Annotated in this window: 23 protein-coding genes and 1 pseudogene; 8 read left to right on the top strand and 16 right to left on the bottom strand. The window is 68.2% G+C overall.

Annotation, left to right across the window (positions count from 1 at the left end; all coding sequences use genetic code 11):
* The first annotated feature begins 20 nt into the window (after window positions 1–20).
* The 3 genes from HNP73_RS19035 (at window position 21) to HNP73_RS19025 (ending at window position 3,490) form a co-directional block, all read left to right on the top strand.
* Window positions 21–1,049, top strand: a complete 1,029-nt coding sequence (locus HNP73_RS19035; RefSeq protein ID WP_184153711.1) for a Gfo/Idh/MocA family protein — start codon at window positions 21–23, stop codon at window positions 1,047–1,049.
* Window positions 1,049–2,050, top strand: a complete 1,002-nt coding sequence (locus tag HNP73_RS19030; RefSeq protein ID WP_184153707.1) for an ABC transporter ATP-binding protein — start codon at window positions 1,049–1,051, stop codon at window positions 2,048–2,050. The genes HNP73_RS19035 and HNP73_RS19030 overlap by 1 nt, the downstream gene beginning before the upstream one ends.
* Before the next feature lie 228 nt (window positions 2,051–2,278).
* Complete coding sequence (locus HNP73_RS19025; RefSeq protein ID WP_184153705.1) at window positions 2,279–3,490, top strand: NADP-dependent isocitrate dehydrogenase; 1,212 nt, start codon at window positions 2,279–2,281, stop codon at window positions 3,488–3,490.
* Window positions 3,491–3,600: 110 nt separating this feature from the next.
* Here the strand turns inward: HNP73_RS19025 and HNP73_RS19020 are convergent, their stop codons facing one another.
* Window positions 3,601–5,406: an IlvD/Edd family dehydratase gene (locus tag HNP73_RS19020; protein ID WP_184153701.1), complete on the bottom strand. Its 1,806-nt coding sequence runs from the start codon at window positions 5,404–5,406 to the stop codon at window positions 3,601–3,603.
* A gap of 123 nt (window positions 5,407–5,529) precedes the next feature.
* On the opposite strand from HNP73_RS19020, the gene copM reads away from it, so the two are divergent.
* Window positions 5,530–5,889, top strand: a complete 360-nt coding sequence (gene copM / locus HNP73_RS19015) for a CopM family metallochaperone (RefSeq protein ID WP_184153698.1) — start codon at window positions 5,530–5,532, stop codon at window positions 5,887–5,889.
* Between the two features lie 4 nt (window positions 5,890–5,893).
* Here copM and HNP73_RS19010 read toward each other — a convergent pair whose 3' ends face one another.
* The 6 genes from HNP73_RS19010 to HNP73_RS18985 form a co-directional block, all read right to left on the bottom strand.
* Complete coding sequence (locus HNP73_RS19010; protein ID WP_184153695.1) at window positions 5,894–7,135, bottom strand: YfiM family lipoprotein; 1,242 nt, start codon at window positions 7,133–7,135, stop codon at window positions 5,894–5,896.
* 190 nt (window positions 7,136–7,325) lie between these two features.
* Window positions 7,326–7,799 (bottom strand): NUDIX hydrolase, encoded by a 474-nt coding sequence (locus HNP73_RS19005; RefSeq protein WP_184153692.1) that lies wholly within the window; start codon window positions 7,797–7,799, stop codon window positions 7,326–7,328.
* Window positions 7,799–9,106: an ATP-dependent protease ATPase subunit HslU gene (gene hslU / locus HNP73_RS19000; RefSeq protein WP_184153689.1), complete on the bottom strand. Its 1,308-nt coding sequence runs from the start codon at window positions 9,104–9,106 to the stop codon at window positions 7,799–7,801. The genes HNP73_RS19005 and hslU overlap by 1 nt, the downstream gene beginning before the upstream one ends.
* Window positions 9,103–9,648, bottom strand: coding sequence for a GNAT family N-acetyltransferase (locus tag HNP73_RS18995; protein WP_221288836.1), 546 nt, complete (start codon window positions 9,646–9,648; stop codon window positions 9,103–9,105). Before HNP73_RS18995 ends, hslU begins: the two co-directional genes overlap by 4 nt.
* Window positions 9,649–9,653: 5 nt before the next feature.
* Window positions 9,654–10,217 (bottom strand): ATP-dependent protease subunit HslV, encoded by a 564-nt coding sequence (hslV, locus tag HNP73_RS18990; protein WP_184153686.1) that lies wholly within the window; start codon window positions 10,215–10,217, stop codon window positions 9,654–9,656.
* 503 nt (window positions 10,218–10,720) lie between these two features.
* Window positions 10,721–11,650: a 1-phosphofructokinase family hexose kinase gene (locus HNP73_RS18985; protein ID WP_184153683.1), complete on the bottom strand. Its 930-nt coding sequence runs from the start codon at window positions 11,648–11,650 to the stop codon at window positions 10,721–10,723.
* Window positions 11,651–11,842: 192 nt separating this feature from the next.
* On the opposite strand from HNP73_RS18985, the gene HNP73_RS18980 reads away from it, so the two are divergent.
* Window positions 11,843–12,652, top strand: a complete 810-nt coding sequence (locus HNP73_RS18980) for an ETX/MTX2 family pore-forming toxin (RefSeq protein ID WP_184153680.1) — start codon at window positions 11,843–11,845, stop codon at window positions 12,650–12,652.
* 77 nt (window positions 12,653–12,729) lie between these two features.
* On the opposite strand, the gene infB is transcribed toward HNP73_RS18980, so the two are convergent.
* From infB to rimP, 4 genes are read right to left on the bottom strand one after another with little or no spacing between them, the layout of a single operon-like run.
* The gene (gene infB, locus HNP73_RS18975) at window positions 12,730–15,243 is read right to left on the bottom strand and encodes a translation initiation factor IF-2 (protein ID WP_184153677.1); all 2,514 of its coding nucleotides are present in this window, start codon (window positions 15,241–15,243) and stop codon (window positions 12,730–12,732) included.
* A 7-nt stretch (window positions 15,244–15,250) separates the two neighbouring features.
* Complete coding sequence (locus HNP73_RS18970) at window positions 15,251–15,925, bottom strand: RNA-binding protein (protein WP_184153898.1); 675 nt, start codon at window positions 15,923–15,925, stop codon at window positions 15,251–15,253.
* A 1-nt stretch (window position 15,926) separates the two neighbouring features.
* A complete protein-coding gene (nusA, locus tag HNP73_RS18965) occupies window positions 15,927–17,600 on the bottom strand; it encodes a transcription termination factor NusA (protein ID WP_184153674.1) in 1,674 nt (557 codons plus the stop codon).
* Window positions 17,597–18,163 (bottom strand): ribosome maturation factor RimP, encoded by a 567-nt coding sequence (gene rimP, locus HNP73_RS18960; RefSeq protein WP_246399973.1) that lies wholly within the window; start codon window positions 18,161–18,163, stop codon window positions 17,597–17,599. The genes nusA and rimP overlap by 4 nt, the downstream gene beginning before the upstream one ends.
* A 409-nt stretch (window positions 18,164–18,572) precedes the next feature.
* Between rimP and HNP73_RS18955 the strand changes: the two genes are divergently transcribed.
* Complete coding sequence (locus HNP73_RS18955) at window positions 18,573–19,670, top strand: acyltransferase family protein (RefSeq protein WP_184153667.1); 1,098 nt, start codon at window positions 18,573–18,575, stop codon at window positions 19,668–19,670.
* Window positions 19,671–19,731: 61 nt separating this feature from the next.
* Here the strand turns inward: HNP73_RS18955 and HNP73_RS18950 are convergent, their stop codons facing one another.
* The 3 genes from HNP73_RS18950 to HNP73_RS18940 all read right to left on the bottom strand — a co-directional run bounded on the left by HNP73_RS18950 (window position 19,732) and on the right by HNP73_RS18940 (window position 21,861).
* The gene (locus tag HNP73_RS18950) at window positions 19,732–20,478 is read right to left on the bottom strand and encodes an FkbM family methyltransferase (RefSeq protein ID WP_184153664.1); all 747 of its coding nucleotides are present in this window, start codon (window positions 20,476–20,478) and stop codon (window positions 19,732–19,734) included.
* Between the two features lie 163 nt (window positions 20,479–20,641).
* Window positions 20,642–21,223 (bottom strand): ActR/PrrA/RegA family redox response regulator transcription factor, encoded by a 582-nt coding sequence (locus tag HNP73_RS18945; RefSeq protein ID WP_184153895.1) that lies wholly within the window; start codon window positions 21,221–21,223, stop codon window positions 20,642–20,644.
* Between the two features lie 17 nt (window positions 21,224–21,240).
* Complete coding sequence (locus tag HNP73_RS18940; RefSeq protein ID WP_184153661.1) at window positions 21,241–21,861, bottom strand: SCO family protein; 621 nt, start codon at window positions 21,859–21,861, stop codon at window positions 21,241–21,243.
* 122 nt (window positions 21,862–21,983) lie between these two features.
* Here HNP73_RS18940 and regB point away from each other — a divergent pair, with 122 nt between their 5' ends.
* Together regB and HNP73_RS18930 are read left to right on the top strand one after the other, a co-directional pair.
* A complete protein-coding gene (gene regB, locus HNP73_RS18935; protein ID WP_184153657.1) occupies window positions 21,984–23,354 on the top strand; it encodes a sensor histidine kinase RegB in 1,371 nt (456 codons plus the stop codon).
* A gap of 48 nt (window positions 23,355–23,402) precedes the next feature.
* Window positions 23,403–25,595: a PAS-domain containing protein gene (locus tag HNP73_RS18930; RefSeq protein ID WP_184153653.1), complete on the top strand. Its 2,193-nt coding sequence runs from the start codon at window positions 23,403–23,405 to the stop codon at window positions 25,593–25,595.
* A gap of 4 nt (window positions 25,596–25,599) precedes the next feature.
* On the opposite strand, the gene HNP73_RS23745 is transcribed toward HNP73_RS18930, so the two are convergent.
* Both HNP73_RS23745 and HNP73_RS18925 read right to left on the bottom strand, forming a co-directional pair.
* A complete protein-coding gene (locus tag HNP73_RS23745; RefSeq protein WP_281379289.1) occupies window positions 25,600–25,731 on the bottom strand; it encodes a hypothetical protein in 132 nt (43 codons plus the stop codon).
* A pseudogene (locus HNP73_RS18925) lies at window positions 25,731–25,993 on the bottom strand (HAD-IC family P-type ATPase); the annotation flags it as partial. The pseudogene HNP73_RS18925 and the gene HNP73_RS23745, both read right to left, overlap by 1 nt.
* Window positions 25,994–26,009 lie beyond the last annotated feature (16 nt).

Here is a 26,009-nt window from a genome sequence, read left to right as displayed (position 1 = left end):
CTCGAGGGGCCGGCCATCCTATGACCCCGCTTCGCACGCTCGTCGCCGGGCTTGGCAACATGGGGCGCAGTCACGCGCTTGCCTACCATGCGGATCCGGCGTTCGAGATCGTCGGCCTCGCCAACCGCTCCGAGCCGCCGCTGCCGGCGGAACTTCAGGGCTACGAGCAGTTCCGCGACTACGGGCGGGCGCTCGATGCGCTGCGGCCCGACCTCGTCTCGATCGCCACCTATTCCGACAGCCATGCCGACTATGCCATCGCCGCGATGCGGGCGGGCGCCCATGTCTTCGTCGAGAAGCCGCTTGCCACCACCGGCGAGGACGCCGACCGGGTTGCCGCCGTCGCGCAGGAGACCGGGCGCAAGGTCGTCGTCGGTTACATCCTGCGGCATCATCCGTCGTGGCAGCGGCTGATCGCCGAGGCCCGTGCCCTCGGCGGGCCGTTCGTCTTCCGTCTGAACCTCAATCAGCAGTCCTCCGGCCCGACCTGGGAGGTCCACAAGGCGCTGATGCAGACGACGCCGCCCATCGTCGACTGCGGCGTCCACTACGTCGACGTGATGTGCCAGATCACCGACGCCCCCCCGGTGGAGGTCCGCGGCATGGGACTGAGGCTCTCGGACGAGATCGCGCCCGGGATGTACAACTACGGCCACTTTCAGGTGCTGTTCGGAGACGGCTCCGTCGGGTGGTACGAGGCGGGGTGGGGGCCGATGATGTCCGACACCGCCTTCTTCGTGAAGGACGTCATCTCGCCGAATGGCGCGGTCTCGATCCGCATGCCGGAGAGTGCCCGCTCCGACGACATCGACACGCATACCAGAACTTCGCTCCTTCGGGTTCACCGGGTGGGGCAGGGCGACGAGGATCTCTCGATGACCGACGAACCCGGACATCAGGAGCTCTGCGACCGCGAGGCCGCGTTCGTCGCCCACGCCATCTCCGGGGATCTCGACCTCTCCCGCCACCTCGCCGATGCAGTCGCCTCGCTCAAGGTCTGCCTTGCGGCCGACGAAAGCGTGCGCTCCGGCCAGCCCGTGAGGCTCTGATGGGATCGCTGACACTGACTGCCGTCACCAAGTCGTTCGGAGCGACCCACGTCATCAAGGGCGTGGACCTCGAGGTCGCGGACGGCGAATTCTGCGTCTTCGTGGGTCCGTCGGGCTGCGGCAAGTCCACGCTGCTGCGCATCATCGCAGGGCTCGAGGACGCGACCTCGGGCGACGTGGTGATCGACGGCCGGCGGGTGAACGACGTGCCGCCGGCGAAGCGCGAGATCGCCATGGTGTTCCAGAGCTACGCGCTCTACCCGCACCTGAGCGTGCGCGACAACATGGGCCTCGGGCTGAAACAGTCCGGTGCCGACGCCGCCACGGTAAAGGAGCGCGTCGCCGCCGCGTCGGCCATGCTCTCGCTCGACCCGCTGCTCGAACGCCGCCCGGCCGAGCTCTCCGGCGGGCAGCGGCAGCGCGTCGCGATCGGGCGGTCCATCGTGCGCACGCCGAAGCTCTTCCTCTTCGACGAGCCGCTTTCCAACCTCGACGCGGCGCTCCGGGTCGCGACCCGCATCGAGATTGCCCGCCTGCACCGCGAGCTCGGCGCGACGATGATCTATGTCACCCACGATCAGGTGGAGGCGATGACGCTCGCCGACCGCATCGTCGTGCTGAACGCCGGGCGGGTCGAGCAGGTGGGCGCGCCGATGACGCTCTACAACGATCCCGCCAACATGTTCGTCGCGGGCTTCATCGGGTCACCGAAAATGAACTTCCTCGCCGCCGGCCCGCTCGGGCAACCGGGCAAGACGCTCGGCATCCGGCCGGAGCACGTCGCCATCGACCGCGGGCAGGGGGCGATTGCGGCCACCGTGAGCCACGTCGAGCATCTGGGCGGCGAGACCAACGTCTACGCGCGCTGCGAGGAGCATGGCCTCGTGGCGGTCCGGCTCTTCGGGGAGCACCGCTTTGAGGTGGACGAGCGGGTGTTCCTCACCCCCGACCCGGCCAGAGGCTTCCACTTCGCCGAGGACGGCAGCCGATTGCGCGTCTGAGGACGGGGCTTCGGCGCGCTGGCCTGTCCGAAACGGGCCGATTCCGCGCCGATTGATGCTGGCCGGCCCGCCGAGGTCTGCGTTTCGGTCGGCATGATGCGATAATGCACCATCCGTCGGCATTTTTTCGCATACATATGTATGCAGACCCTTCCCCTCAGCGCGCTTGTGGATTATTGCAGCAGCGCCTAGACCACGGGACACCTAGCTGCGAGGGGCAATCATCTGATGGCGAAGATCAAGGTCGATAATCCGGTCGTCGAGCTCGACGGCGACGAGATGACCCGGATCATCTGGGACTACATCAAGACGAAGCTGATCCTGCCGTATCTCGACGTCGACCTGAAGTACTACGATCTCGGGATCGAGGAGCGCGACCGCACCGACGACCAGATCACCGTCGACGCTGCGAACGCCATCAAGGAGTACGGGGTCGGCGTGAAGTGCGCGACCATCACCCCGGACGAGGCACGCGTCGAGGAGTTCGGCCTGAAGCAGATGTGGCGGTCGCCGAACGGCACGATCCGCAACATCCTCGGCGGCGTGATCTTCCGCCAGCCGATCATCTGCCGCAACGTGCCGCGTCTGGTTCCGGGCTGGACCAAGCCGGTCGTCGTCGGCCGCCACGCCTTCGGCGACCAGTACCGCGCCACCGACTTCCGCTTCCCCGGCAAGGGCAAGCTGACGATCAAGTTCGTCGGGGAAGACGGCGAGACGATCGAGCGCGAGGTGTTCGACGCACCCGGCGCCGGTGTGACGATGGCGATGTACAACCTCGACCAGTCGATCATCGACTTCGCGCGCGCATCCATGAACTACGCGCTGGGCCTGAAGTGGCCGCTCTACCTCTCCACCAAGAACACCATCCTGAAGGCCTATGACGGCCGCTTCAAGGATCTGTTCCAGCAGGTGTTCGAAGAGGAATTCGCCGATGCCTTCAAGAAGGCCGGGATCACCTACGAGCACCGGCTGATCGACGACATGGTGGCGGCCTCGCTCAAGTGGTCCGGCGGCTATGTCTGGGCCTGCAAGAACTACGATGGCGACGTACAGTCCGACACCGTGGCGCAGGGCTTCGGCTCGCTCGGCCTCATGACCTCGGTCCTGATGACGCCGGACGGCAAGACGGTCGAGGCCGAGGCGGCGCACGGCACCGTGACGCGGCACTATCGCCAGCACCAGAAGGGCGAGCAGACCTCGACGAACTCGGTCGCCTCGATCTACGCGTGGACCGGCGGCCTGAAGCACCGCGCCAAGCTCGACGACAATGCAGAGCTGAAGCGCTTCGCCGAGACGCTCGACAAGGTGACGGTCGATACGGTCGAGTCCGGGTTCATGACCAAGGATCTCGCGCTCCTCGTCGGGCCGGACCAGAAGTGGCTCACCACGACCGGCTTCCTCGACAAGATCGACGAGAACCTGCAGAAGGCGATCGGCTGAGTTTCCGCCGCGGGGTGGGCTGACCGCCCTGCGGGCCGACCAGAGCAGACAGACATCGGGCCGCCCGTCGCATCTGACGGGTGGCCCGATTGCTTTCGGGATCGGCGCGGTCAGTGGTTGTCGCGCGGAATGCCCTTGGTCTGGGCGATACGCTGGTACTTCACCGCCGGCTCCAGCACCGCGCCGGTCTCGAGCTCACCGACGATGCCGCGCTGGATCTCCTGCCACGGGGTCTGGTGCGCGGGATACTGATAGCCCCCGTCGGCGGCGAGCTTCTCGCGCCGGCGCGCCAGCTCGGCGTCGTCCACGAGAAGGTCGAGCCGGCCGTCGTTCAGGTCGAGCACCACCCGGTCGCCGGTCTCGATGAGGGCGAGGCCACCTCCCGACGCCGCCTCGGGCGAGGCGTTCAGGATCGACGGGCTGCCGCTCGTGCCGGACTGCCGGCCGTCACCGACGCAGACGAGCGACGAAATCCCCTGCTTCAGCAGGTAGTCCGGCGCGCGCATGTTCACCACCTCGGCCGCGCCGGGATAGCCCTTGGGTCCAGCGCCGCGCATGAAGAGGATGGTGTTCGCGTCGATGCCCAGGGCCGGATCGTCGATGCGGTGGTGGTAGTCCTCCGGCCCGTCGAAGACCACCGCGCGGCCCTCGAAGTGGTTCGGATGCTCCGGGTTCGACAGGTAGCGGTCGCGGAACTCCTGGCTGATCACGCTCATCTTCATCACCGCGGAGTGGAAGATGTTGCCCGAGAGCACCCGGAAGCCCGCACGCTCCTTCAGCGGCCGGTCGAAGGGCCGGATGACGTTCTCGTCGGTGATGACCGCGCCGCGATAGCACTCGCCCACGGTCTTGCCGCTCGCCGTCATGACGCTCTCGTCGATCAGGCCGTGCTCGATGAGCTGGCCGAACACCGCCGGCACGCCGCCGGCGTGGTAATAGTCCTCGCCGAGGTATTCGCCCGCCGGCTGGAGGTTGACGAGCAGCGGGATCTCTTCGCCGAAGGTCTGCCAGTCCTCGATGGAAAGCTCGACGCCGAGGTGGCGGGCGATGGCGTTGAGATGGATCGGCGCGTTCGTCGAGCCGCCGATGGCGGAGTTGACCCGGATCGCGTTGATGAACGCCTCGCGCGTCATGATGTCGGAGGGCTTCAGGTCTTCCGCCACCATGTCGACGATGCGCTTGCCGGTGCGCCACGCCATCTCCTGCCGGTCGCGGTAGGGAGCCGGGATCGCGGCGGAGCCCGGAAGCTGCATGCCGAGCGCCTCTGCGAGCGAGTTCATCGTCGTCGCGGTGCCCATGGTGTTGCAGTAGCCGGTCGATGGCGCCGACGAGGCCACGAGGTCGAGAAACCCGCCGTAGTCGATTTCGCCCCGCGCCATCATCTCGCGGGCCTTCCAGACGATGGTGCCCGAGCCCGTGCGCTCGCCGCGGAACCAGCCGTTCAGCATCGGGCCGACCGAGAAGGCGATCGCCGGGATGTTGACGGTCGCCGCCGCCATCAGCAGCGCGGGCGTCGTCTTGTCGCAGCCGATCGTCAGGACCACGCCGTCGAGCGGGTAGCCGTAAAGCACCTCGACGAGGCCGAGGTAGGTGAGGTTGCGGTCAAGGCCCGCGGTCGGGCGCTTGCCGGTCTCCTGGATCGGGTGGACGGGGAACTCCATCGCGATGCCGCCAGCCTCGCGGATGCCGTCCCGCAGGCGCTTCGCCAGCTCCAGATGGTGACGGTTGCAGGGCGAAAGGTCGGAGCCGGTCTGTGCAATGCCGATGATCGGCTTGCCCGATTGCAGTTCCTCGCGGCTGATGCCGTAGTTCAGATAGCGCTCGAGGTAGAGCGCCGTCATGTCCGGATTGCCCGGGTTGTCGAACCATGCGCGCGAGCGCAGGCCCTTGGTGATCTCGGCGGTCAAGGCAAACATCCTCCCTTTTCCTCAGGATATGGAGCCGGATCGCCGGGGATGGCAACAGCCGTCTCAAGGGGATTGACCTTCCAGCAGGGGGAAGCGGCACGGTCGCACCCGAGTCAGTCTGGAGGAAAGACCATGCGTTCCATCGTATTCGCAGCCCTCGTCTGTGCCCTTGCGCCCGCCGCCTTCGCCGAAGACGCGATGCAGGGAATGGACCACGGCGCCATGCACGGCACGGCCGCCGCCGCGCCCGGGCCGTTCGACGCCGTGACGCAGAAGATGCATGAGGCGATGATGGTGCCGCCGAGCGGCAACGTCGACATCGACTTCGCGCGGGGCATGATTGCCCACCACGAAGGCGCAATCGGCATGGCGAAGGTCGAGCTGGAACAGGGGAGCGACCCCGAGATGCGCGCGCTCGCCGAAGCGGTGATCGCCGCGCAAGAGAAGGAGATCGCCGACATGCAGGCATGGCTCGCCGCGCACGGCGGCTGACCGGTCAGCCCCTCGGCTGGTCGAGGGGCAGAGCGTCGACGCGCCGCTCGATCTCGGCGACCATCGCGGCGTACTCGGGGCTGTCCACGTCGCGGAAGCGGGCGCGGAACTCTGCCTCGCTGAGGCCGCTCGGCAGGCCGTCGATCGAGGGCATGATGTCCGCTTCGGTCGCGATCCGCGCCAGCATGTCCGCCCAGCGCTCGGGCGGGGCGGCGAGGAACGCGCGGGCGAAGCGGACGCCGGCGAGATCGGCCGCCATGTCGTCGAAGGAAAACCCGCTGCCGCCGGGGTTGCTGTCGAGCAGCTCCTTCAGTTCGCCCATGCCGAAGGCCGCCTGACCGGTGTTGACGGCGTAGAGGCCGGCGGAGACCAGGAAGTGTTTCCTGAGGTCGGCGCGACCGGCGAGCGTCGTGCCGGCGCAGCCGCTGGCGGCGCTCTGCATCCGCTCGTTGAAGCCGACGGCGATCGAGGTGCCAAAGTCCGGGTCGCCGCAGACGAGGGCGAGGGTGTAGAGCGCGGCGCGCAGACCTTCCCGGTCGGCCTCGCGGTTGCGCGGATCGCTGGGCGCGGTCAGTGCCTGCTTCAGCCATGGCAGGATCGAGCCGTCGCGCGGCAGGCCGCCGCGGCGCGCGCGCTGGTCGAGGATCCAGGCCAGCATGTAGACCCGGTCCCGTGCCGTGGAGCCTGCGGCCTCGATCACCCGGGCACGCAACCGGCCGAAGAACTCCGGCCCACCGGCGGCGTCGAAGTCGAAGGCGACAGCCACGGCCGGTTTCGCGTCGCGCGGGGTGAGGTTGAGGCGAACCCAGGCGACGCTGGCAAGCAGGTCGCTGCCGAGGCCATCACCAAGCTTGCGGTCGAGCCCGATGCGGATCGCCTCGAGCGCCAGCCACGGCGGCACCGGCAGCCGGCCGAGGCGGGCCGAGTCGAGCACCAGCCCGGAGTCCGACGGCGCCACGCTGAGGTGAAGGTTCGCCCAGAGGGCGTGTGGCACCAGCGGTGGGCCAACGGAGAGGTCAAGCGTCGCGTGCCCTCCGTCGACGTGCGCCCGTCCGAAGGTGCCCGGCGCGAGCCGCTGTCCGGCCGCGAGCACGGCATTGAGTTCGTCCTCGCTGATCGAGAACCCCGCCTGCGGCGCGTCGTCGTCGATCATTGCCTTCAGCCGCGCCGCGACCACGCGGATGCGCTCGGCGGCCAGCGCGTCGGGAGGGCCGGCGTCGGTGACGCGCGGATGCGTCTCAACCATCAGTAGAAGAAGGCCAAGTGGCGACAAGACAACGAGTGCCAGCGCCAGCACCCTGACAAGGCGTGCAAGACGGGAAGTTCTGCGGCGTCGGGACTTCGTGAGTGACATGGCGGGGACCATCGTGCGTCCGGGGCGACAGCACAAGGGCCGAGCGTGAACACAACTTCAGGAGGACTTCAGAGCAAGGGGCTCACACCGTCCGGTACTTGCGGTCCGGGCGCAGATCGAGCCGCGCGACCAGCCCGAGGAAGTACCGGTCCCCATCGACGGCGAGCAGATCCAGCGCCGCGGGAATCGTCATCCAGACGGCGGTGTGGCCCGCCTCCGACGGCGGGCCGAGGCGCCGCACCGGGCGAGCGAGGTAGATGTGGCAGACCTTGCGCGCCCAGAGATCGTATTCCGGCATATAGGTGAACCGCTGGAAGGCGCCGAGGCGGCGGGTGACGGCAATGCGCCATCCGATCTCTTCGAGACACTCGCGGTGCAGCGCCCGGAGCGCGCCCTCGCCGGGATCGATGCCGCCACCGGGCAGCTGGAACTCACGGCTGGTGGCCTCCTGCTCGGTGACGAGCACATCGTCGCCCTGACGGATCACCGCGTAGGCGCCCACCCGGTCGGTATAGCGCCGACCGGGTTCGACCGGCTCGCCGAAGCGTGCCAGCATCAGAGCACGTAGCGCGACAGATCGGCAGAGCGGCTGAGCTCGCCCAGGTACTCTTCAACGAAGGCGGCATCGACCGTGACCGCTTCCCCGGAGCGGTCAGGCGCGGTGAACGAGAGCTCCTCGAACACCCGCTCCAGCACGGTGTGCAGCCGCCGGGCGCCGATGTTCTCCACTGCCCGGTTCACTTCGGCGGCGATGCGGGCGAGCGCCTCGATGCCATCGTTGGTGAAGGTGATCGAGACGCCTTCGGTCTGCATCAGCGCGGCATATTGCAGGGTCAGCGCATTGTCGGTCTCGGTCAGGATGCGGATGAAGTCGTGTTCGGTCAGCGCCCGGAGTTCGACGCGGATCGGCAGGCGGCCCTGTAGCTCCGGCAGGAGATCGGAGGGCTTGGCGATATGGAAGGCGCCCGACGCGATGAAGAGCACATGGTCCGTCTTCACCGGCCCGTATTTGGTCGACACGGTCGTGCCCTCGATGAGCGGCAGCAGATCGCGCTGCACCCCCTCGCGCGAGACGTCGGCGCCGCGGGTCTCGGCCCGGGCGCAGACCTTGTCGATCTCGTCGAGGAAGACGATGCCGTTCTGCTCCACCGCCGTCACGGCTTCACGGTTCACCGCCTCGGGGTCCAGAAGCTTGTCGGCCTCCTCGGTGATCAGCAGGTCGTAGGACTGCGCGACGGTCAGGCGGCGGCGCACTTTCCGCCCGCCAAATGCCTTGCCGAAGATGTCGCCGAGGTTCATCGCGCCCATCCCCATGCCGGGCTGACCGGGGATGTCCATCATCGGGAACGGGCTCGACGTGTCGGTTACTTCGAGTTCGATCTCCTTGTCGTCGAGCTCACCCGAGCGGAGCTTGCGGCGGAACATGTCCCGGGTCTGATCGCGCGCGCCATCGCCGGCAAGCGCGTCGATCACCCGGTTCTCGGCGGCCTCGTGGGCGCGTGCCTTCACCCGCTCGCGCATGTCCTCGCGCACCATGGCGACGGCGGCATCGGCGAGGTCGCGGACGATCTGCTCCACGTCGCGGCCGACGTAGCCGACTTCGGTGAACTTCGTCGCCTCGACCTTGAGGAACGGCGCCTTCGCGAGCTTGGCGAGGCGGCGCGAGATCTCGGTCTTGCCGACACCGGTCGGGCCGATCATCAGGATGTTCTTCGGATAGACTTCTTCGCGGATGTCGTCCGGCAGCTGCTTGCGGCGCCAGCGGTTGCGGAGCGCGACCGCGACCGCGCGCTTGGCGTCAGCCTGGCCGATGATGAAGCGGTCGAGTTCGGAGACGATCTCGCGTGGGGTGAGTTCGGTCATGGGATCGGACGAGCCTCGGGCTGGTACTGCATGATGAGGGTATCGCCGGTCCGTCCCGCGAGATCGGGAACGGGCGCGTAGCCGGCGTTGGAATAGGCCCGGACGGCGCGGGTATTGGCGGCGTCGGGGTCGATGACGATTGTCTCGAAGCCTTCGCCGACGAGCTTGCGGGTAAAGGCGGCGAGAGCCGCCGAGCCAAGACCGCGCCCGATGAGGGCAGGGTCGCCGATCGACAGATCGACGCCGACGGCATCCGCTGGCAGTTCGGCGAGCCACGGGTAGGTGGCGATCGCCGTGGCGGTCTGCTGATCACTGACGAACCAGTACTGGATGTAGCCCACCGGGCGGTCGCCAAGCTCGATCACGAACGGTCGCGTCGTGTCGCGCCCTTCCACCATGGTGCGGATGTGTCCGAGTTCCTCGTCAGGGGCGCCCCACCACTCCCGGATGTGCGGCAGTTCGAGCCAGGCACGGATCACGGGGTAGTCGGACGCCGTGACCGGCCGAAACCTGATCTCACCCGCCATCCACTCCACGGCCATGCCGGTCACCTCGCCTCGAGGCTTTCCACGACGACGTTGCCGTTGGTGTAGACGCAGATGTCGGCGGCGATGGCCATGGCCTTGCGCGCGACGGCCTCGGCGTCGAGATCGGTGTCCATGAGCGCGCGGGCGGCGGCGAGGGCGTAGTTGCCCCCCGAGCCGATCGCGGCGACGTCATGCTCGGGCTCGAGCACGTCACCCGCACCGGTCACGACCAGCAGGTCGTGGCCGTCGGTGACGATCAGCATGGCCTCGAGGTTTCTGAGGTACTTGTCGGTGCGCCAGTCCTTCGCCAGCTCGACGGCGGCGCGCTGGAGCTGGCCGGGGGCGGCTTCGAGCTTCTTCTCGAGGCGCTCCAGCAGGGTAAAGGCGTCGGCGGTGGAGCCCGCGAAGCCGCAGACCACCGTCTGGCCGCCGGGCGTGAGGCGGCGCACCTTTCGCGCGGTCCCCTTGATGACCGTCTGGCCGAGGCTCACCTGACCGTCGCCCGCGACGACGACGCGGCCGCCCTTGCGCACGCCGATGATCGTGGTGCCGTGCCAGCCGGGAAATCGCTCGCTGTCCGCCATTCGTCCCTCCGTGGTCGCGGCGGAGATATATGGTCTCGGGGGGCGCGGCGCCAGTGGTGCGGACGACTGGCGTGTCAGCGCCCGGCCGAAGGGATCACGGCACGGCCACCCGGGGGTCGGGTGGCCGTGCCGGAACAACATACAGGGATACTCAGACACCTGCGACGGGCCGCCACCCGCCGGAACCGATACTGGTCAGTCGAGAACAAGGATCCCGGTCCGCACGAGCGCGGAGCATGGAACATGAACTCCCGGAAAATTGACAAAGGGATCAGGCTCGACCCGGCCGAAGGCGCGAAGGGCGGGGGGCTTGCGACGGGGAGCGACAAGGCCCTCTCCGCGGTCGATGCGCGTCGCCATGCTCGTGGTGAAGACCTGCATCGTCGGGGAACTCCTTCGGCCGGCCGGCACCCGTTGGGCGCCGGCCGGGTAGGAATGGCCCCGGCTTGTATCGTACGGGTCTCAGGAATTGTTGCATCCGTCTCAGGCGCGCGGGCGAAGCCTCAGGGCCGGCGAAGCTCGGCCAGCAGACGTTCCACGTCCTCCGGGCGGGCAAGTCCGGTTCCCGGGTGCAGCACGGTGGCGCTGCCGGCGGCCATGCCGCGCAGGAAGGCGTCTTCGGGCGACCAGCCTTGTGCGAGCGCGAGGGTCATCGCCCCGACGAAACTGTCCCCGGCGCCGGTCGCACTCCGCGCCTCGACCGGCGGCGGAAGCCGGAAGAGCGCGCCGGCGCCGGTGGCGAGTACGGCGCCTTCCTGCCCCATGGTGACAGCGATCATCTCGGCCCGGCCGGCGCACACCAGTGCGAGCGCGGCCTCGGCAATGTCCTCCCGCGTTGCGAGCGGCAGACCGGTCAGCGCCCGGAACTCGCCGTGGCTCGGCTTGATGAGGGTGAGGCCACCGACCTCGACGGTGGCGGCAAGCGCCGGGCCGGAGCTGTCGAGCACCATGCGCGCGCCGCGCTCGCGGCAGCGATGAAGCAACGAGACGAGGCAGTCGTCCGGCAGGCCGGGCGGCCGGCTGCCGCTGACCACCAGCCAGTCGAAGTCGAGAGCATCGACCACCGCGAGGATCTCCAGCCACTCCCCCGGCGAGACTTCCGGCCCCTCGGGGACGAAACGGTATTCGAGGCCGGTCGCGGTCTCGAAGACCGCATGGCTGATCCGGGTGTGACCGGCGATCGGGATGCGGCGAAAGGCGAGCCCGCGCGCTGACAGGAGCTCGTCAAGCACGCCCCCGGTGGCGCCGCCCGCTGGATAGACCGGCAGCGCGGCGCCGCCGAGGGCGGTGATGACGCGCGCGACGTTGATGCCGCCACCGCCCGGATCGTAGCGATCGCCGGTGGTGCGGATCTTGTGGGTCGGCTGCACCCGCGGCGTCTCGCAGGCACCGTCGATCGAGGGGTTCAGCGTCAGGGTGACAATCGGCTTCATGAAGCCTGCTCCGGCAAGCACTTGCCGGGCGGTTGTTGCGTCTCGGAGCGGTGAGGTCAACGCAGGAGCGGTGCGCCGAAGTCGATTCAAATGCCGCGTGATCCCGGTTTGACGACTCTCCCTGTGGTTGAAACTGTCGTCCCCGGAGCCACAAGTTGCGGCTCGTGAGACAACAAGCGCAGGAGTGCCCTGATGTCGATGCCTGACGTCGATGCGATCTTCAAACAGTACGGCGACTGGTGGTGCCGCGAGCACGGCGGCAAGTGCGACCGGATGAATGTGGTACAGAAAGGGTACGAGGATCGTCGGCTGGTGCTGAGCGACGAGCGGATCGAGTACTATGGCAGCGCCGATGCCATGGAGAAACCGACCACGGGCGCCCGGCAGGTACTGGTGAACGGAACCAACGTCGAACAGTCGCAGACCGTGCAGCTCACGAAGTCGACCACCAGCACGTTCGCATGGAGCCTGACCGAGGGCTTCAAGCTTTCGCTGGGCGCCAAGTTCAAGGTCGGGGTGCCTCCCATCGTCTCGGCCGAGACCTCGATCAGCGCCGAGCTTTCGTTATCGAGCACACAGACGCAGACCAGAACCGAGACCAGGACCTGGCAGGTCAGCCAGCCGGTAAGGGTTCCGGCACGGACCGAGGTCGAGGCCGTCCTGCTGATCGATGAAGAAAAGTTCTCGCAGCGGTTTCACAGCAAGGCGGTGCTGTCTGGTTATGTCTGCTCCAACAGCCCGGATCGCATCGACGGGCACTACTTCTGGTTCCACGCGATCTCTTCGATCTTCGAGAAGTTTCCGACGCGGGGCTTCACCGTGCAGCCCGGCAATCGGGTCTTCTGGGAAGGCGACGGCATCTGCGAGGGGCTGCTAGGCGTGCGCACGCGGCTGAACCTCACGGAGAAGCCGCTCGACAACGCGAATGCCCTGCGCAGCTACACGATCATCGAGCCGATGATCGGTGCCGGGATCGCCGGCGTCCACCAGCAGGCCGCCTGAGACTGAGACGTCCGAAAATGAAAGGGCGCCCGGACCTCGCGGTCCGGGCGCCCTCTTTCATTCGGGTCGACCTCTGATCAGGCGAGCGTGCGCTCGACCGTCTCGGTCTCGAAGATTTCGATCACATCGCCTTCGCGCATGTCGTCGTAGTGCTCGAACGCCATGCCGCACTCCTGGCCGACCTGCACCTCGCGCACCTCGTCCTTGAAGCGCTTCAGCGTCTTCAGCTTGCCCTCGTGGATCACCACGTTGTCGCGCAGCAGGCGGACGCCGGCCGAGCGGCGGGCGACGCCTTCGGTGACCTGGCAGCCGGCGACCTTGCCGACGCCGGTGATCTTGAAGACCTGCAGGATCTTCGCGTAGCCGATGAACTTCTCGCGGATCTCGGGGCTGAGAAGGCCCGACGCCGCCGCCTTCACGTCATCCACCAGATTGTAGATGATCGAGTAGTAGCGGATCTCCACGCCCTTCTGGTTCGCGGCTTCGCGCGCGGGCGCGTTTGCACGAACGTTGAAGCCGATGATCGGTGCGCCCGAGGCGTCCGCCAGCGTCACGTCCGACTCGGTGACCGCGCCGACGCCCGAATGCAGCACGCGGATGCGCACCTCGTCGGTGGAGATCTTCTCCAGAGCCTGCACGATCGCTTCCGCCGAACCCTGTACGTCGGACTTCACGACGACCGGGAGCTCCTTCACCTTCTCGTCGGCCTTTGCCTTGGCGAGAAGCTGGTCGAGCGTGGCGCTCGCGCCCACGGCGGCGCGCTTGTCGCGCGCGAGGCGACCGCGGTAGTCGGCGATCTCGCGGGCCTTGGCCTCATCGTCGACGACGTTGAGCACGTCACCCGCTTCCGGCGTGCCGTTGAGGCCGAGAACCTCGACCGGCACAGACGGGCCAGCCTCGTCCACGCGCTCGCCCTTGTCGTTGATGAGCGCGCGCACCCGGCCCCACTGCTCGCCGACGACGAAGATGTCGCCGCGCTTCAGCGTGCCCTTCTGCACCAGCACCGTCGCCACCGGGCCGCGCCCGACGTCGAGCTTGGCCTCGATCACCGCACCCTCGGCCTGACGGTCGGGGTTGGCGCGCAGGTCGAGAAGCTCGGCCTGAAGCGCGATGTCTTCGAGCAGGGTGTCGAGACCCTTGCCGGACAGGGCCGACACCTCAACGTCCAGCACCTCGCCGCCCATCTCCTCGACGACGATCTCGTGGCTCAGAAGCTGGGTGCGCACCCGGTTCGGGTCGGCGCCGTTCTTGTCGATCTTGTTGATCGCGACGATGATCGGCACGCCGGCCGCCTTCGCGTGGCTGATCGCCTCGACGGTCTGCGGCATGACGCTGTCGTCGGCCGCCACCACCAGAACCACGATGTCCGTCACCTGCGCGCCACGGGCACGCATGGAGGTGAAGGCCGCGTGGCCCGGCGTGTCGAGGAAGGACACGACCGCGCCGTTCGGCGTCGTCACCTGATAGGCGCCGATGTGCTGGGTGATGCCACCGGCCTCGCCGGAGACGACGTTGGTCTTGCGGATCGCATCGAGAAGCGACGTCTTGCCGTGATCGACGTGACCCATGATCGTCACGACCGCCGGGCGCGGCATGAGCTTCCCCGCGTCATCCTCGGACGCCTGGACGATCACGTCCTCCACGTCGGAGTCGGAGACGCGCACGACCTTGTGGCCGAACTCCTCGACGATGAGGGCGGCGGTATCGGCGTCGATCGTCTGGTTCTGAGTCGCCAGGATGCCGTTCTGCATCAGCGTCTTCACCACGGCGGCCACGCGCTCGGCCATGCGGTTCGCCAGCTCCTGGACGGTGATCGCGTCCGGGACCTGCACCTCACGCACAACCTTCTCGCGGTCGCCCGTCTGGCCGCCGGTGCGGCGCTTTTCGCGCTCCTGACGGCGGCGCATGGCGGCGAGCGAGCGCTGGCGGCCATCTTCGCCGGTGGCGTTGGCGATCGTCAGCTTGCCCGAGCGGCGGCGGTCATCATCCGCCTTGCCCCGGCCCCGCTTCTCGTCATTGGACGGGGCCTTCTCGAGCGTCTTCTTCATGACCGGGCCGGTCGGACGACCAGCCTCCGCACGCGCGGCCTGAGCCTGAGCGGCGGCCGTATCGACCGTGGCCTCGACCGGGGCGGCCTTCGACGGCTGCTGCTTGGCGCGCTGGGCGCTGCGCGCCTCCGCTGCGGCCGCCTCGGCGGCAGCCGCGGCGGCGCGCTGCTCCTGGATCTCGCGCTCCTTCTCGGCGCGCTCGGCGGCCTCCTTCTCGGCGCGCAGGCGCGCGATCTCGGCGGCGCGGGCTTCCGCGGCCTCGATTTCCTTCTGGCGGCGCTCGGCCTCCTGAGCCTTCGCGGCCTCGACGGCCTTCAGCCGCCGCTCGAACTCGACGTCGGAGAGGCCGGCGGTGGTGCCCGTGCGTCCGGGTCCGGTCGGCGAGCCGGGCTTCGGAGTCAGGATCCGCTTGCGCTTGTGCTCGACGGTGACGGATTTCGTCCGGCCGTGGCTGAAGCTTTGCCGAACGTGGCTCGTCTCGGTGCTGCCGCCGCGCAGCCCGAGGCTCTTGCCCTTCCCGGTACCGTCCTTCGTATCCACCATGTCGTCTCTAGCCTTTCCCGCGGGAGCCTTCCCCCGCCGATCCATTGCCAACGCCTGCCGCGGCCGATTCCTCGGCCGCAGGCAGGAGCGCCCTATCCCGGATGCCTGACAGCCGCAGGGCATCGTCCCTTATCCGGTCGCCAAGACCGCCCGCCAGCACGGCGGCATGTATCACACGATCGCGGGCGAATGCCAAACCCAATTCGTGCGCGGAAAGGCACGTAACCAGGCTGTTCTCCCCCGCGGGCGGCCGTAGTCGGGCGCGTTCGCGTTCCGACCCGTCCGCTGCCTGCAGTAGCAGCACCGCTTCGCCTGAAACGAGCGCCGCCGTGGTCTTTTCCAGACCGCACACCGACTCTCCGGCCTTGCGTGCAAGGCTGACGAGTTCGGTGAGTCGCGCCGCAAGCAGCGCCTCAACCCTTTCCGCCAGATCCGGCGGAACCTTCACCTGCTGCTTCGCCGCGCGTGCGAAGTGTCCCTTCTTCACGGCGGTGCGCAGGGTCTCCGCGTCCGCCGCGACGTACATGCCCCGGCCGGGCAGGCGCCCGGCCAGATCCGGCACGATCTCGTCATCGGGACCGACGACGAAACGGACGAGGCCTGTCTTCGGCCCGGTTTCCCGGGTGACGATGCAGCGCCGTTCCGGCTCGTCCCGCTCCTTCACCCTTCCCCCGCGCGTCACGTCAGACCCGGTTCTCCGTGTCGTCACCGGCATTGCCGCCGGCTTCGCCATCGGCTTCCGCGTCGCCATCAGCTTCCGACTCGGCCACCTCGGCCTCGCCGTCTTCCTCCGGCTTGACCAGCTCGGACGCATCGACCCAGCCAATCTGGACGCGAGCCTTCATGACAAGCGTCTGAGCCTCTTCGAGGCTCATGTCGTACTTCTCAAGCAGGCCGGTATCCTTCACCCGCTTGCCCTCGACGGTGGTGTATCCGCCGGCGAGCTCCCAATCGGCGCAGGTGGCGAAATCCTCGATGGTCTTGATGCCCTCGACGGCAAGGGTCTCGATCATCTGGGGTGTCAGGCCCTCGAAGTCCAGTAGGCTTTGCTCGACGCCGAGCTCGCGGGCGTGCTCGATCGCCTTCGCATTGATCTCGTCGATGCTCTCGCGTGCCCGGGCCTGCAGCTCCTCGGCGGTCGACTGATCGAAGCCGTCGATGGAGGCAAGCTCCTCGGGATCGACATAGGCGACTTCCTCGAGCGTGGCGAAGCCCTCGGCGACCAGAAGCTGGGCCACCATCTCGTCGACGTTCAGGCTCTCCATGAAGAGCTGGGTCCGCTCGGCGAACTCGGCCTGCCGCCGCTCGCTCTCCTGCGCGTCGGTCAGGATGTCGATGTCAAAGCCGGTGAGCTGCGTCGCGAGACGCACGTTCTGGCCGCGGCGGCCGATGGCGAGCGAGAGCTGCTCGTCGGGAACGACGACCTCGATCCGCTCGCTGTCATCGTCGAAGACGACCTTCGAGACCTCGGCGGGCTGCAGCGCGTTCACAAGGAACGTCGCCGGGTCCTGATTCCACGGGATGATGTCGATCTTCTCGCCCTGAAGCTCGTTCACCACCGCCTGCACGCGGGAACCCCGCATGCCGACGCAGGCGCCGACCGGGTCGATCGAGCTGTCGTAGGAGATGACGCCCATCTTCGCGCGGGAGCCGGGGTCGCGGGCGACCGCCTTGATCTCGATGATGCCGTCATAGATCTCCGGCACTTCCATCTTGAAGAGCTCGGCAAGGAACTCCGGCGCGGTGCGGCTGAGGAAGATCTGCGGGCCGCGGGTCTCGTGGCGCACTTCCTTGATGAGCGCGCGCACCCGGTCGCCGTTCCGGAACGCCTCGCGCTGGATCAGCTGGTCGCGGCGCAGGATCGCCTCGCCACGGCCCACGTCGACGATGACATTGCCGTACTCGGTCCGCTTGACGACGCCGTTGATGATCTCGCCCTGACGGTCCTTGAATTCCTCGTACTGCCGCAGCCGCTCCGCCTCGCGGACCTTCTGCATGATGACCTGCTTCGCGGACTGGGCGGCGATGCGGCCGAAGTCCATCGGCGGCAGGTGGTCGATGATATAGTCGTCGAGCTGGACGTCCGGCTTGATCCGGCGAGCGTCGGCGACGGTGAGCTCGGTGAAGAGGTTCTCCGGCTCCTCGACGACATGACGGTAGCGCGTGAGCTGCAGGTCGCCGGTCTTGCGGTCGATCGCCGCCCGGATGTCGTATTCGGCGCCGTAGCGCGATCGGGCGGCCTTGCCGAGAGAATCCTCCATGGCCTCGATGACGAGGGCCGGATCGATCATCTTCTCACGGGCGACTGCATCGGCGATCTGGAGGAGTTCCAGCCGGTTGGCAGAGGTCACGCTCATTTCGCTTCTTCCTCGTCTTCCTCGTCGGAGGCGTCGGTTTCGTCGGAACTGTCATCGGGCTCGACCTCGTCGAAGCCTTCGGGGACTTCGCCCGGGTCAAAGCCCTGGGCCTTGCGGCCGGCAAGGCTCTCGGCGATCAGCGCGTCGGTCAGCACGAGCTTCGCGTCCGACAGCATGTCGAAGTCGAGGCCGATCACCGTATCCTCGGCGATCTCGATCAGGATTTCGCCGTTCTCGACGCCCTGAAGGATGCCCTTGAAGCGCCGCCGGCCGTCGATCAGCTCGTGGGTCTCGAGCTTCGCCTCATGTCCGGCATTGGTCTCGAAGTCCTTGAGCCGGGTGAGCGGCCGGTCGATGCCGGGGGAGGAGACCTCGAGCACGTACTCGCCCGAGATCGGATCCTCCACGTCGAGCACGGCCGAGACGGCGCGACTGATCTTCGCGCAGTCGTCGACCTCGATGCCGCCATCGGGGCGGTCGGCCATGAGTTGCAGCACGTTCCGCTTGCCGCTCATCAGCCGCAGGCGCACGAGTTCGAATCCAAGCCCCTCGATCGTCGGCATGACGATCGCCGCAAGTCGGCGGTCAATGGCAGCTTTGGCGATGAGATCTGCCAAGCGAAGCTCCAGAAAACAAAAAACGGGCCGTGCGGCCCGTTCAAGATTACCGGTGGGGATTGGCCTAGTGACCGATCCGCCGCTGTTGGCTGCGATATAGGCCCGCGATTTGCGCTTGGCAACCCCCTTTAACACCGTACCGGGTGTGGATGCGCGGTGCCCGGCCGACGAAAACCAAGCGGCTTCCTGCTTACAGCCCTGGCCGCTCGCAGATGCGTCTTGTGCAGATGCACACGGAAAGTTCAGGATGATAGCTGAGAAAAGTATCTCAAAATAATAAACTCGAGCGGGCACTAGTTGGGTTCAGATGCGGAACAGGATCGAAATCAGGCCTTACAGGTCTGATATAGACGGCATGCGTTCGATCGCCGTACTGGCCATCTTGCTGGGGCATGGCGGGTTCGGCACCTTTGCGGGTGGTGATACTGCGATCGCCGTATTCTTCGTGATCGCCGGATACTTTGCCACACAGACGTTGGTGCTGTCCGGTGGCTCGTTCTCGATTGGTGAATTCTACGACAGGCGGGCGCGGCGGATGCTGCCGACGCTGATCGTCGCCACGACGGCAACGCTGGTCGCCGGATCGCTGCTGCTCGCGCCCGACGAGATATACGGACTCTTCCGCCAGGCGCTCGCCTCGGTCGCGCTGGTCTCGAACATGGTCGTCCCGGGTGATTCCGGTACCGATCCGTTGTTGCACACCTGGTCGCTGTCGATGGCGGGGCAGTTCTTCCTCACGCTGCCACTGGCCGTGCTGCTGCTGCGGCGGGCCGGAAGGCGGATGACTGTGGCGATCGTCGTCGTGGCCACGGCGGCCTCCTTCGCGCTTGGCATGACCGACACGGCAGCGATGGGCGCCGTGCCACTCCACCACCGGCTCTGGCAGTTCGGCGCCGGCGCGCTGGTCGCGCTCGTGCCCTTCGATCCGCCGCGCCGGCCGATTGCCGGGATCCTCGCGGCCCTCGGCCTCGCGGCGGTGCTGGTGCCTGTGCTCGCCGCCGGACCGGACGTGTCGCTGAGCGGCATGGGGGCGGTGCCGACCGTGCTGGGCACCGCGCTCGTCATCTGGGCGAACCGGCGCGAGACTCCGGCGCGTGCCCTTCTCGAATCCTCGCCCGTGGTTTTTCTCGGCGTGATTTCCTACTCCCTCTACATCTGGCACTGGCCGATGCTGATTTTTGCCCGGCGGCTCTGGGGCGAGTTTGGGGTCTGGGGGGCTCTCGTCTGGCTGGCGGCGACAGTCGTGGTCGCGATCGTGTCCTGGTACTTCGTCGAGCAGCCGTTTCGCTACCGGACAGGGCCGATCCGCAGCCGTGTCGCCGTGTTCGCGGCATCGCTCGCCGGTTTCGCCTCGGCAGCCGCCCTTGCCGCCACCGTTGCGTCCGGTGGCATCGTCGCAGTCAGCTCCGGCGTCTCCGCGGCCTACGCCTACGCCTACGACGCGGGTCGCTAGGGGGCCTATTCGGCGCGGCCGGTGCGTCCGCTGCTTTTGCGCAGCGGAGCGCCGTCGTCGCTCAGCCGGAATAGGGCCGCACGATGTCGGTCTCGCCGAGACGCCGGAACAGCACGACGCTGCCGGTCGAATGCCGGGGGTCATAGACGAACCCGTGGTCGTGCATGGTCACAAACAGCCGTCGCACGCCGGAGAGGCCGGTGACGTGATCGTGGGTCTCGACGAAGATCCGATCGACGCCGGAGAGATCCGCTCCCTCGAAGAGATCGGCCTCGGCGCCTTCCACGTCGCAGACGATGAGGTCGATCGCCTCGTCCCGCAGCAGTCCGTCGAGGGACATCGTCGGCACCTCGACCGTCCCGATCCAGGGGTTGGGCTCGGCCGAAATCGAGCCCATCCAGAAATCCCGGCGCAGATAGAAGGTGACGTTCGCGGCGGCGGAATTGCCGAGAATGGCATTCAGCCGGTGCACCTTGTCGACACCGTTGCGGGCATGCAGCCGGCCCATGTAGTCGAGCAGATGCGGATTGGCCTCGACCGCGATCACGCGGGCGACCTGCGGCTGCCGGGCGAGGAGCGTCGAGATGAATCCGATGCCCGCGCCGATCTCGAGCACCCGGTCGCCGTCGCGGACGATATGCGGGATCTGTGCCGCTTCCTCGGTCTCGAACCGCCCGGCGAGCATCGCCTGCCGGATCACCGGGGTGAGCACCTGCTCGTCCCCGGGCACGATCACCCCCGCAAGGACCAGTTCATCATCGGCTGGCCCGCGAAGCGCCGCGGTTCTCTCGGCAGAAGGACCCGACATGCACGTTTTCCCGTTGCTGCTGCGGCCGGCCGGAGTCGCCGCGCCCGCCTGCTCGTTCTGCGACAATGACCCAAGCCTCACGGAAGTGGGTCGTCCCAGCCTCTCGCGGAACGATTAACGGATCGTTCATGGATCGGTCAGCCAGCGATCGTTCATGGCCTTATCAGCGCGGGCTTCGCTTGCTCAGGATACGCTGGAGCGTGCGCCGGTGCATGTTGAGCCGACGCGCGGTCTCGGAGACGTTGTGGTCGCAAAGCTCGTAGATCCGCTGGATGTGCTCCCACCGGACGCGGTCGGGGCTCATGGGGTTTTCCGGCGGGGCCGGCCGGCCCGTGTCGGACGCGAGCAGTGCGCCAAGGACGTCGTTCGCATCCGCGGGCTTTGCGAGGTAGTCGGTCGCGCCGATCTTCACCGCGGCGACCGCGGAGGCGATGGCGCCGTAGCCGGTCAGGACCACAATGCGCGCGTCAGGACGCCTTGCCCGGAGATAGCGCACGACTTCCAGGCCGTTCCCGTCCTCGAGCCGCAGATCCACCACCGCGTAGGCCGCGGCCCGTCGCTCGGTCGCGGCCTTGCCTGCCGCCACGGAATCCACCGCCGTCACCTCGAAGCCCCGCTTCTCCATGGCGCGCGCGAGCCGCCGCCGGAACGCTTCGTCATCATCGAGGATGAGCAGCGAGGGATCGGGACCGATCGCTGCGGACTGGGGTACGGGTTCCGGGCGGGTGAACCCGGCTGCCGACATGTCTGAATGCTCCAGCATCAGAGTTTCTCCGCGAAGCAGGCTGCCGTCTTTGCCATATCTTCAGGTGTAGCGTCCGACGGAAAGAAGTCGAGAAACCCGACGCCCGGCGCCATGAGATAGGTAAACGTTGAGTGGTCCATCAGGTAGTATTCCGGATCACCGCCAGCCTTGCGATAATACACCTTGTAGGCCTTCGCAGCGGTCGAAATCTGCTCGGCGGACCCGGTCAGGCCGGTGATCGCCGGGTCGATCGACTCGGTGAACGCCTTCATCGCCTCGGGCGTGTCGCGCTCGGGGTCGATGGAGACGAAAATCTGACCCGCATCGATGCCCTGCTCCTTCAGGTCGGCGGCCACGAGGGCGTTGCGCGACACGTCGGTCGGGCAGATGTCCGGGCAGAACGTGTAGCCGAAATAGACCAGCGTCGGGCCCTTGATGACGTCCGCATCGGTAACCTGCCGCCCGTCGCTGTCGATCAGGGTGAACGGGCCGCCGATCGTCGCCGTACCGCCCGCCACCGTGCTGCGCCGGCAATCGGCGAACGGATCGCCCCCCGTCGGCCGCAAGGCAATGTAGCCGGTGGCGGCAAGTCCAGCGACGGCGACCACCGCAGCCATGATGGCGAAATTTCGGGTCATCTGGCTGCGTCCTCCATCGCAAATTCCTGCGGGATATCTCGCATGCCCCCTGCGCCATCACAAGATCGGGGGGCGGTCAAATCCGTTTGAAGGACCGATCCGGGCGCTGCTATGTCGCGGTTATGGCCGAACCTTCATACGCTTCGTTTCCGATCGGGACGCGCCGCACATGGGTCCGGTTGCGCACGCTGGTCCTGCTGCGCTGGTTCGCGGTGGTCGGCCAGACGGTAACCTTGCTCATCGCCACACTGGCTCTCGGCATTCAGGTCCCACAGCTGCCGTGCGCCCTCGTCGTCCTCTCCTCGGCGGTCTTCAACGCGGTCGGCATGGGAGTGGCGGCCAGCACCCGGCAGTTGCGCGAGCGCGAGGCGCTTTACACGCTGCTCTTCGACCTCTTCCAGCTCGGGGCGCTGCTCTACCTGACCGGCGGCCTCGGCAATCCGTTCGCGTTGCTCCTCATGGTCCCGGTGACGATCAGCGCATCCGTCCTGTCGCTCCGGGCGACGCTGCTGCTCGGCGCGGTGGCGGGCGTCATCATCACGCTGCTGGTCAAGTTCTATGTGCCGCTCGAACTGGTCAGCGGCGAGCACCTTGCGCTTTCGCCGGTGGTGGTGGGGGGGACGTGGACGGCGCTGATCACCGGGATGATCTTTCTCGCGATCGGCGCGCGGCGGGTGACCGGCGAGACGCTGTCGATGTCGGAGGCGCTGGCCGCGACCCAGCTCGCGCTCGCCCGCGAGCAGCAGCTGAGCACGCTCGGCGGCGTGGTGGCGGCGGCGGCCCACGAACTCGGCACGCCCCTCGCCACGATCAAGCTCGCCTCGACGGAGCTTGTCGAGGAACTCGGCCACATGCCGCACCTGCAGGAGGATGCGGCGCTGGTGCGGGCGCAGGCGATCCGCTGCACGGAAATCCTGCGGGCCATGGGGCCGCGCGGCAAGCAGGATATCATGGTCCGCTCGGCGCCGCTCCTCAGCGTGGTCGAGGAGGCGGCGGCTCCGCACACCGGCCGGGGTATCCGCGTCATCACCCGCGTCGAGGGCGGCCTCGCCGACGATCCGCCGGATGACCAGCCGCAGATGCAGCGCCGGCCGGAAATCGTGCAGGGACTGCGCAATCTGGTGCAGAACGCAGTCGACTTCGCCGGCTCGACGGTCTGGATCGACCTCGAGTGGACGGATCGGGACATCCGCGTGGTGATCGGCGACGATGGTCCGGGCTATCCGCCCGATCTCATCGGCCGGATCGGTGATCCCTTCGTGCGCCGCCGGTCGCGGCTCGCCGCCGAACGGCCGGCCTACGAGGGCATGGGCCTTGGCCTCTTCATCGCCAAGACCCTGCTCGAGCGGTCCGGCGCCCGGCTCGACTTCCGCAACGCCGATCCGGTCCCGGAGGACGAAGCCGCGCCGCCGGAGTTCTCCCGGCCGACCGGCGCCGTTGTGACAGTCGTGTGGCCGCGTGCGGCGCCGGAGACCGGCTTAAGTCTTCATTAAGCCCCGCCGTCTCTGATGTCCCGGGCCACTCGCCGCCTGGACAAGCCCATGGATCTCCCCTCGCTTCCCTTGCCCGACCTCGCCTCGCTCCACTTTCTCAATGCGCTGCCGGAGACGATCACCGCGGCGCTCGTGAGCGCTGTCGCCACCATCGGCCTCATCGCCGGCTTTTCCGGGCGGCTCCGCTCCCGGCCGGCCGCGGCTGCGGACGAGGAGACCGCGGCGCTCGAGTTCCTGATCGACGGGGCGAGCGTGAAGCCGCTCACGTCGGGAGCACGGCGTGTCATGGAGGCGCTGGCGCCCGGCAGCACGCGGCTTGCCGCCCTCGGCCGACACTTCACGACTGACTGCCCGAATCTGGCCGGAGATCTCGAGACGCTCGTGCTTCATGGCACCCCGTTCCGGCACCACTGCCTGCGCGGCGATGGCAGCGCCCTCGAATTCGCCGGCGAGCCGCGCGGCGGGGCGGCCCGGCTGTCGATCCGTCCGGCGAGCGAGGACGCTCAGGCGCTCCGCGAGGTTCGCGTCGCGCTGACCCGGGCGAACGAAGAGGCGGAGTTCCTGCGCGGCGTGCTCGACCGGGCGCCGCTCCTCGCCTGGAGCCATGGACCCGACGGACAGGTTGCCTGGACGAACGCGCCCTATCGCGACCGTTTCGGCTCAGTCGCCACCGGCCTGCCGGACGAGCGCATTCCCGACGCCTTCGGCCACACGATCGAGGAGGTGCCGCTCACCGCGCGCGGGATCGGCAGTGGCAGCCGGCGGCGCGTGGCGGTGCCCGGCCACGACGAGGCCGCGCCGGCCTGGTTCGAGGTCTCCCGAGCCGGCGGCCCGGGCGGCGAGTCCCTCGGATTCGCACTCGAAGCGGGCGAGATCGTCGCCGCCGAGGCGACGCTGCGCCGCTTCGTCGAGACCCTGACCGAAACCTTCGCGCATCTGCCGATCGGCCTCGCGGTCTTCGACAAGAACCGCCGGCTCGGCCTCTTCAACCCCGCCCTGACCGATCTCGTGAAGATCGACGCGGTCTGGCTCGCCGGGCGCCCGTCCTTGCGCGACTTCCTCGAGCGGCTGCGCGAGACGCGGCAGATGCCGGAACAGAAGGACTTCGCCTCGTGGCGCCGCAAGCTCTCCGAACTTGAGAAGGGCGCGCGCGAGGGCACCTACGAAGAAAACTGGGTGCTGCCCTCGGGCAAGATCTTCCGCGTCACCGGGCGGCCGCACCCGCAGGGCGCGCTCGCCTTCCTGTTCGAGGACATCTCGACGACGATCATGCTCGAACGAAAGTACCGCTGCGAGCTGGAACTCAGCCAGGCGACCCTCGACCGGCTGACCGAGGCGGTCGTCGTCTTCGACGCCTCGGGGACGCTCGCGTTCGTGAACTCCGCCTTCGAGCGGCTGTGGCAACTGGACCCGATGACGCGCCTCCACGCGCCCGGCATCGCCGAGATGGTGACGCTCTGGGCCGAGCGGTCGGGCCCCAGCCCGGTCTGGGCGCGGATCGCCGAGTTCGCGACCGCCGGGGGCGCGCGGGCGAGCTGGACCGACGAGGTGGTGACCGGCGACGGACGACGGATTGGCGTCCTCGTGGCGCCGTTGCCGGACACCTCCGCCCTCGTGGTGTTCGAAGACCGGCCAGCGGCCGCCCGCCCGGCCGATCGGCCGGTTGCCCTCATGGACGACGGGCTGGCCGACCTCGCGCTCGACCTGCTGCGCCTGCCGGCCGAGGTGGCGCTCCAGAAGCTCATGTCCGCGATCCCGGGCGCGCCATCGGCGGGTGCCTTTCAGGCGCTCAGCAGCGCGGCGCAGGGTCTGCGCGAAGGGCTCGCCCGTGCCGACGACCTGCGCGCCGCGCGTGCCGGGCTCGCCGAGTCGCCGGCCGGTCCGTTTCCCGGCCTCACCGCGGCGCTGGGCCGCCGGAGTCTTTCGCTCGCCGTGCCGCCTGACGCGGCGGACTGGCCGGCCGAGCTTCGCCGCGCCGCGTTCTCGCTCAGTCTCGCGGCGGCCGATCTCGCCGAGCCCGGTGGCACCGTGGAACTCGCCCTCGCGGCTGATGGCCGCGCGCTCTCGGCCTCCGTGGCCGTGGTCACGTCCGGGCGCAGCGATGGTCCGGGGGTCGCGCTGGCACGACGTCTCGCCGAAGCGGGCGGCGGGGCGCTCTCGGTCAACCGGTCGGGCGGCGGGGTCACGCTCGCCGTGACGCTGCCTGCCGCGGAAGAGCCCGCCGTCCGCCGCCGGGCCTGAAGCGTCAGGCCGGGAGCTCGCCGGACCAGCCCGTCCGCCGCATCGCGAGCTTTTCCGCCTCGAGCAGCGGCATGAGGCCGATCCCGATCGCGATGACGCGCGCGCCATCGGTGAAGGCGATCTGCCCCGCGACCACGCGGCGATTGCCACGATCACCGCAACGGTCTCGCCGCCGTTTTCGGGAGCGTCCAGGCGATCACCTTGCGGATGTTGTCGCAGACCCTCCGCCCCTCGCTCACCGCCGCGACGATCGAGGCGAAGGTGTCGTCGAGCAGCACCGTCTGCGCGGCTTCCCGCGCCGCGTCGGTTCTCTTCAGCCCCATCGCCGTCCCGACGTCCGCCTGCTTCAGCGCTGGCGCGTCGTTCACCCCGTCGCCGGTCATCGCGACGATCGCCCCATCGGCCTCCCCCCGG

Source organism: Amaricoccus macauensis (genome assembly GCF_014201905.1).
GTDB classification, from domain to species: domain Bacteria; phylum Pseudomonadota; class Alphaproteobacteria; order Rhodobacterales; family Rhodobacteraceae; genus Amaricoccus; species Amaricoccus macauensis.
The sequence above is the reverse complement of the archived record's forward strand: the minus strand, read 5'-3'. Positions and strand labels throughout refer to the sequence as shown.

Bases quoted from the DNA above. Each gene is read 5' to 3' on its own strand.
- nusA (WP_184153674.1), bottom strand. From the start codon at position 17,600: ATGAGCGTGACCTCTGCCAACCGGCTGGAACTCCTCCAGATCGCCGAT.
- HNP73_RS18950 (WP_184153664.1), bottom strand. From the start codon at position 20,478: ATGTCGGGTCCTTCTGCCGAGAGAACCGCGGCGCTTCGCGGGCCAGCC.
- hslV (WP_184153686.1), bottom strand. From the start codon at position 10,217: ATGGCGGACAGCGAGCGATTTCCCGGCTGGCACGGCACCACGATCATC.
- HNP73_RS18945 (WP_184153895.1), bottom strand. From the start codon at position 21,223: ATGTCGGCAGCCGGGTTCACCCGCCCGGAACCCGTACCCCAGTCCGCA.
- HNP73_RS19020 (WP_184153701.1), bottom strand. From the start codon at position 5,406: ATGTTTGCCTTGACCGCCGAGATCACCAAGGGCCTGCGCTCGCGCGCA.
- HNP73_RS18995 (WP_221288836.1), bottom strand. From the start codon at position 9,648: ATGGCCGTGGAGTGGATGGCGGGTGAGATCAGGTTTCGGCCGGTCACG.
- HNP73_RS19035 (WP_184153711.1), top strand. From the start codon at position 21: ATGACCCCGCTTCGCACGCTCGTCGCCGGGCTTGGCAACATGGGGCGC.
- HNP73_RS18985 (WP_184153683.1), bottom strand. From the start codon at position 11,650: ATGAAGCCGATTGTCACCCTGACGCTGAACCCCTCGATCGACGGTGCC.
- HNP73_RS18955 (WP_184153667.1), top strand. From the start codon at position 18,573: ATGCGTTCGATCGCCGTACTGGCCATCTTGCTGGGGCATGGCGGGTTC.
- HNP73_RS19025 (WP_184153705.1), top strand. From the start codon at position 2,279: ATGGCGAAGATCAAGGTCGATAATCCGGTCGTCGAGCTCGACGGCGAC.
- HNP73_RS19030 (WP_184153707.1), top strand. From the start codon at position 1,049: ATGGGATCGCTGACACTGACTGCCGTCACCAAGTCGTTCGGAGCGACC.
- HNP73_RS18940 (WP_184153661.1), bottom strand. From the start codon at position 21,861: ATGACCCGAAATTTCGCCATCATGGCTGCGGTGGTCGCCGTCGCTGGA.
- HNP73_RS19010 (WP_184153695.1), bottom strand. From the start codon at position 7,135: ATGGTTGAGACGCATCCGCGCGTCACCGACGCCGGCCCTCCCGACGCG.
- infB (WP_184153677.1), bottom strand. From the start codon at position 15,243: ATGGTGGATACGAAGGACGGTACCGGGAAGGGCAAGAGCCTCGGGCTG.
- HNP73_RS18980 (WP_184153680.1), top strand. From the start codon at position 11,843: ATGTCGATGCCTGACGTCGATGCGATCTTCAAACAGTACGGCGACTGG.
- HNP73_RS18930 (WP_184153653.1), top strand. From the start codon at position 23,403: ATGGATCTCCCCTCGCTTCCCTTGCCCGACCTCGCCTCGCTCCACTTT.
- HNP73_RS19005 (WP_184153692.1), bottom strand. From the start codon at position 7,799: ATGCTGGCACGCTTCGGCGAGCCGGTCGAACCCGGTCGGCGCTATACC.
- regB (WP_184153657.1), top strand. From the start codon at position 21,984: ATGGCCGAACCTTCATACGCTTCGTTTCCGATCGGGACGCGCCGCACA.
- hslU (WP_184153689.1), bottom strand. From the start codon at position 9,106: ATGACCGAACTCACCCCACGCGAGATCGTCTCCGAACTCGACCGCTTC.
- rimP (WP_246399973.1), bottom strand. From the start codon at position 18,163: ATGCCGACGATCGAGGGGCTTGGATTCGAACTCGTGCGCCTGCGGCTG.
- copM (WP_184153698.1), top strand. From the start codon at position 5,530: ATGCGTTCCATCGTATTCGCAGCCCTCGTCTGTGCCCTTGCGCCCGCC.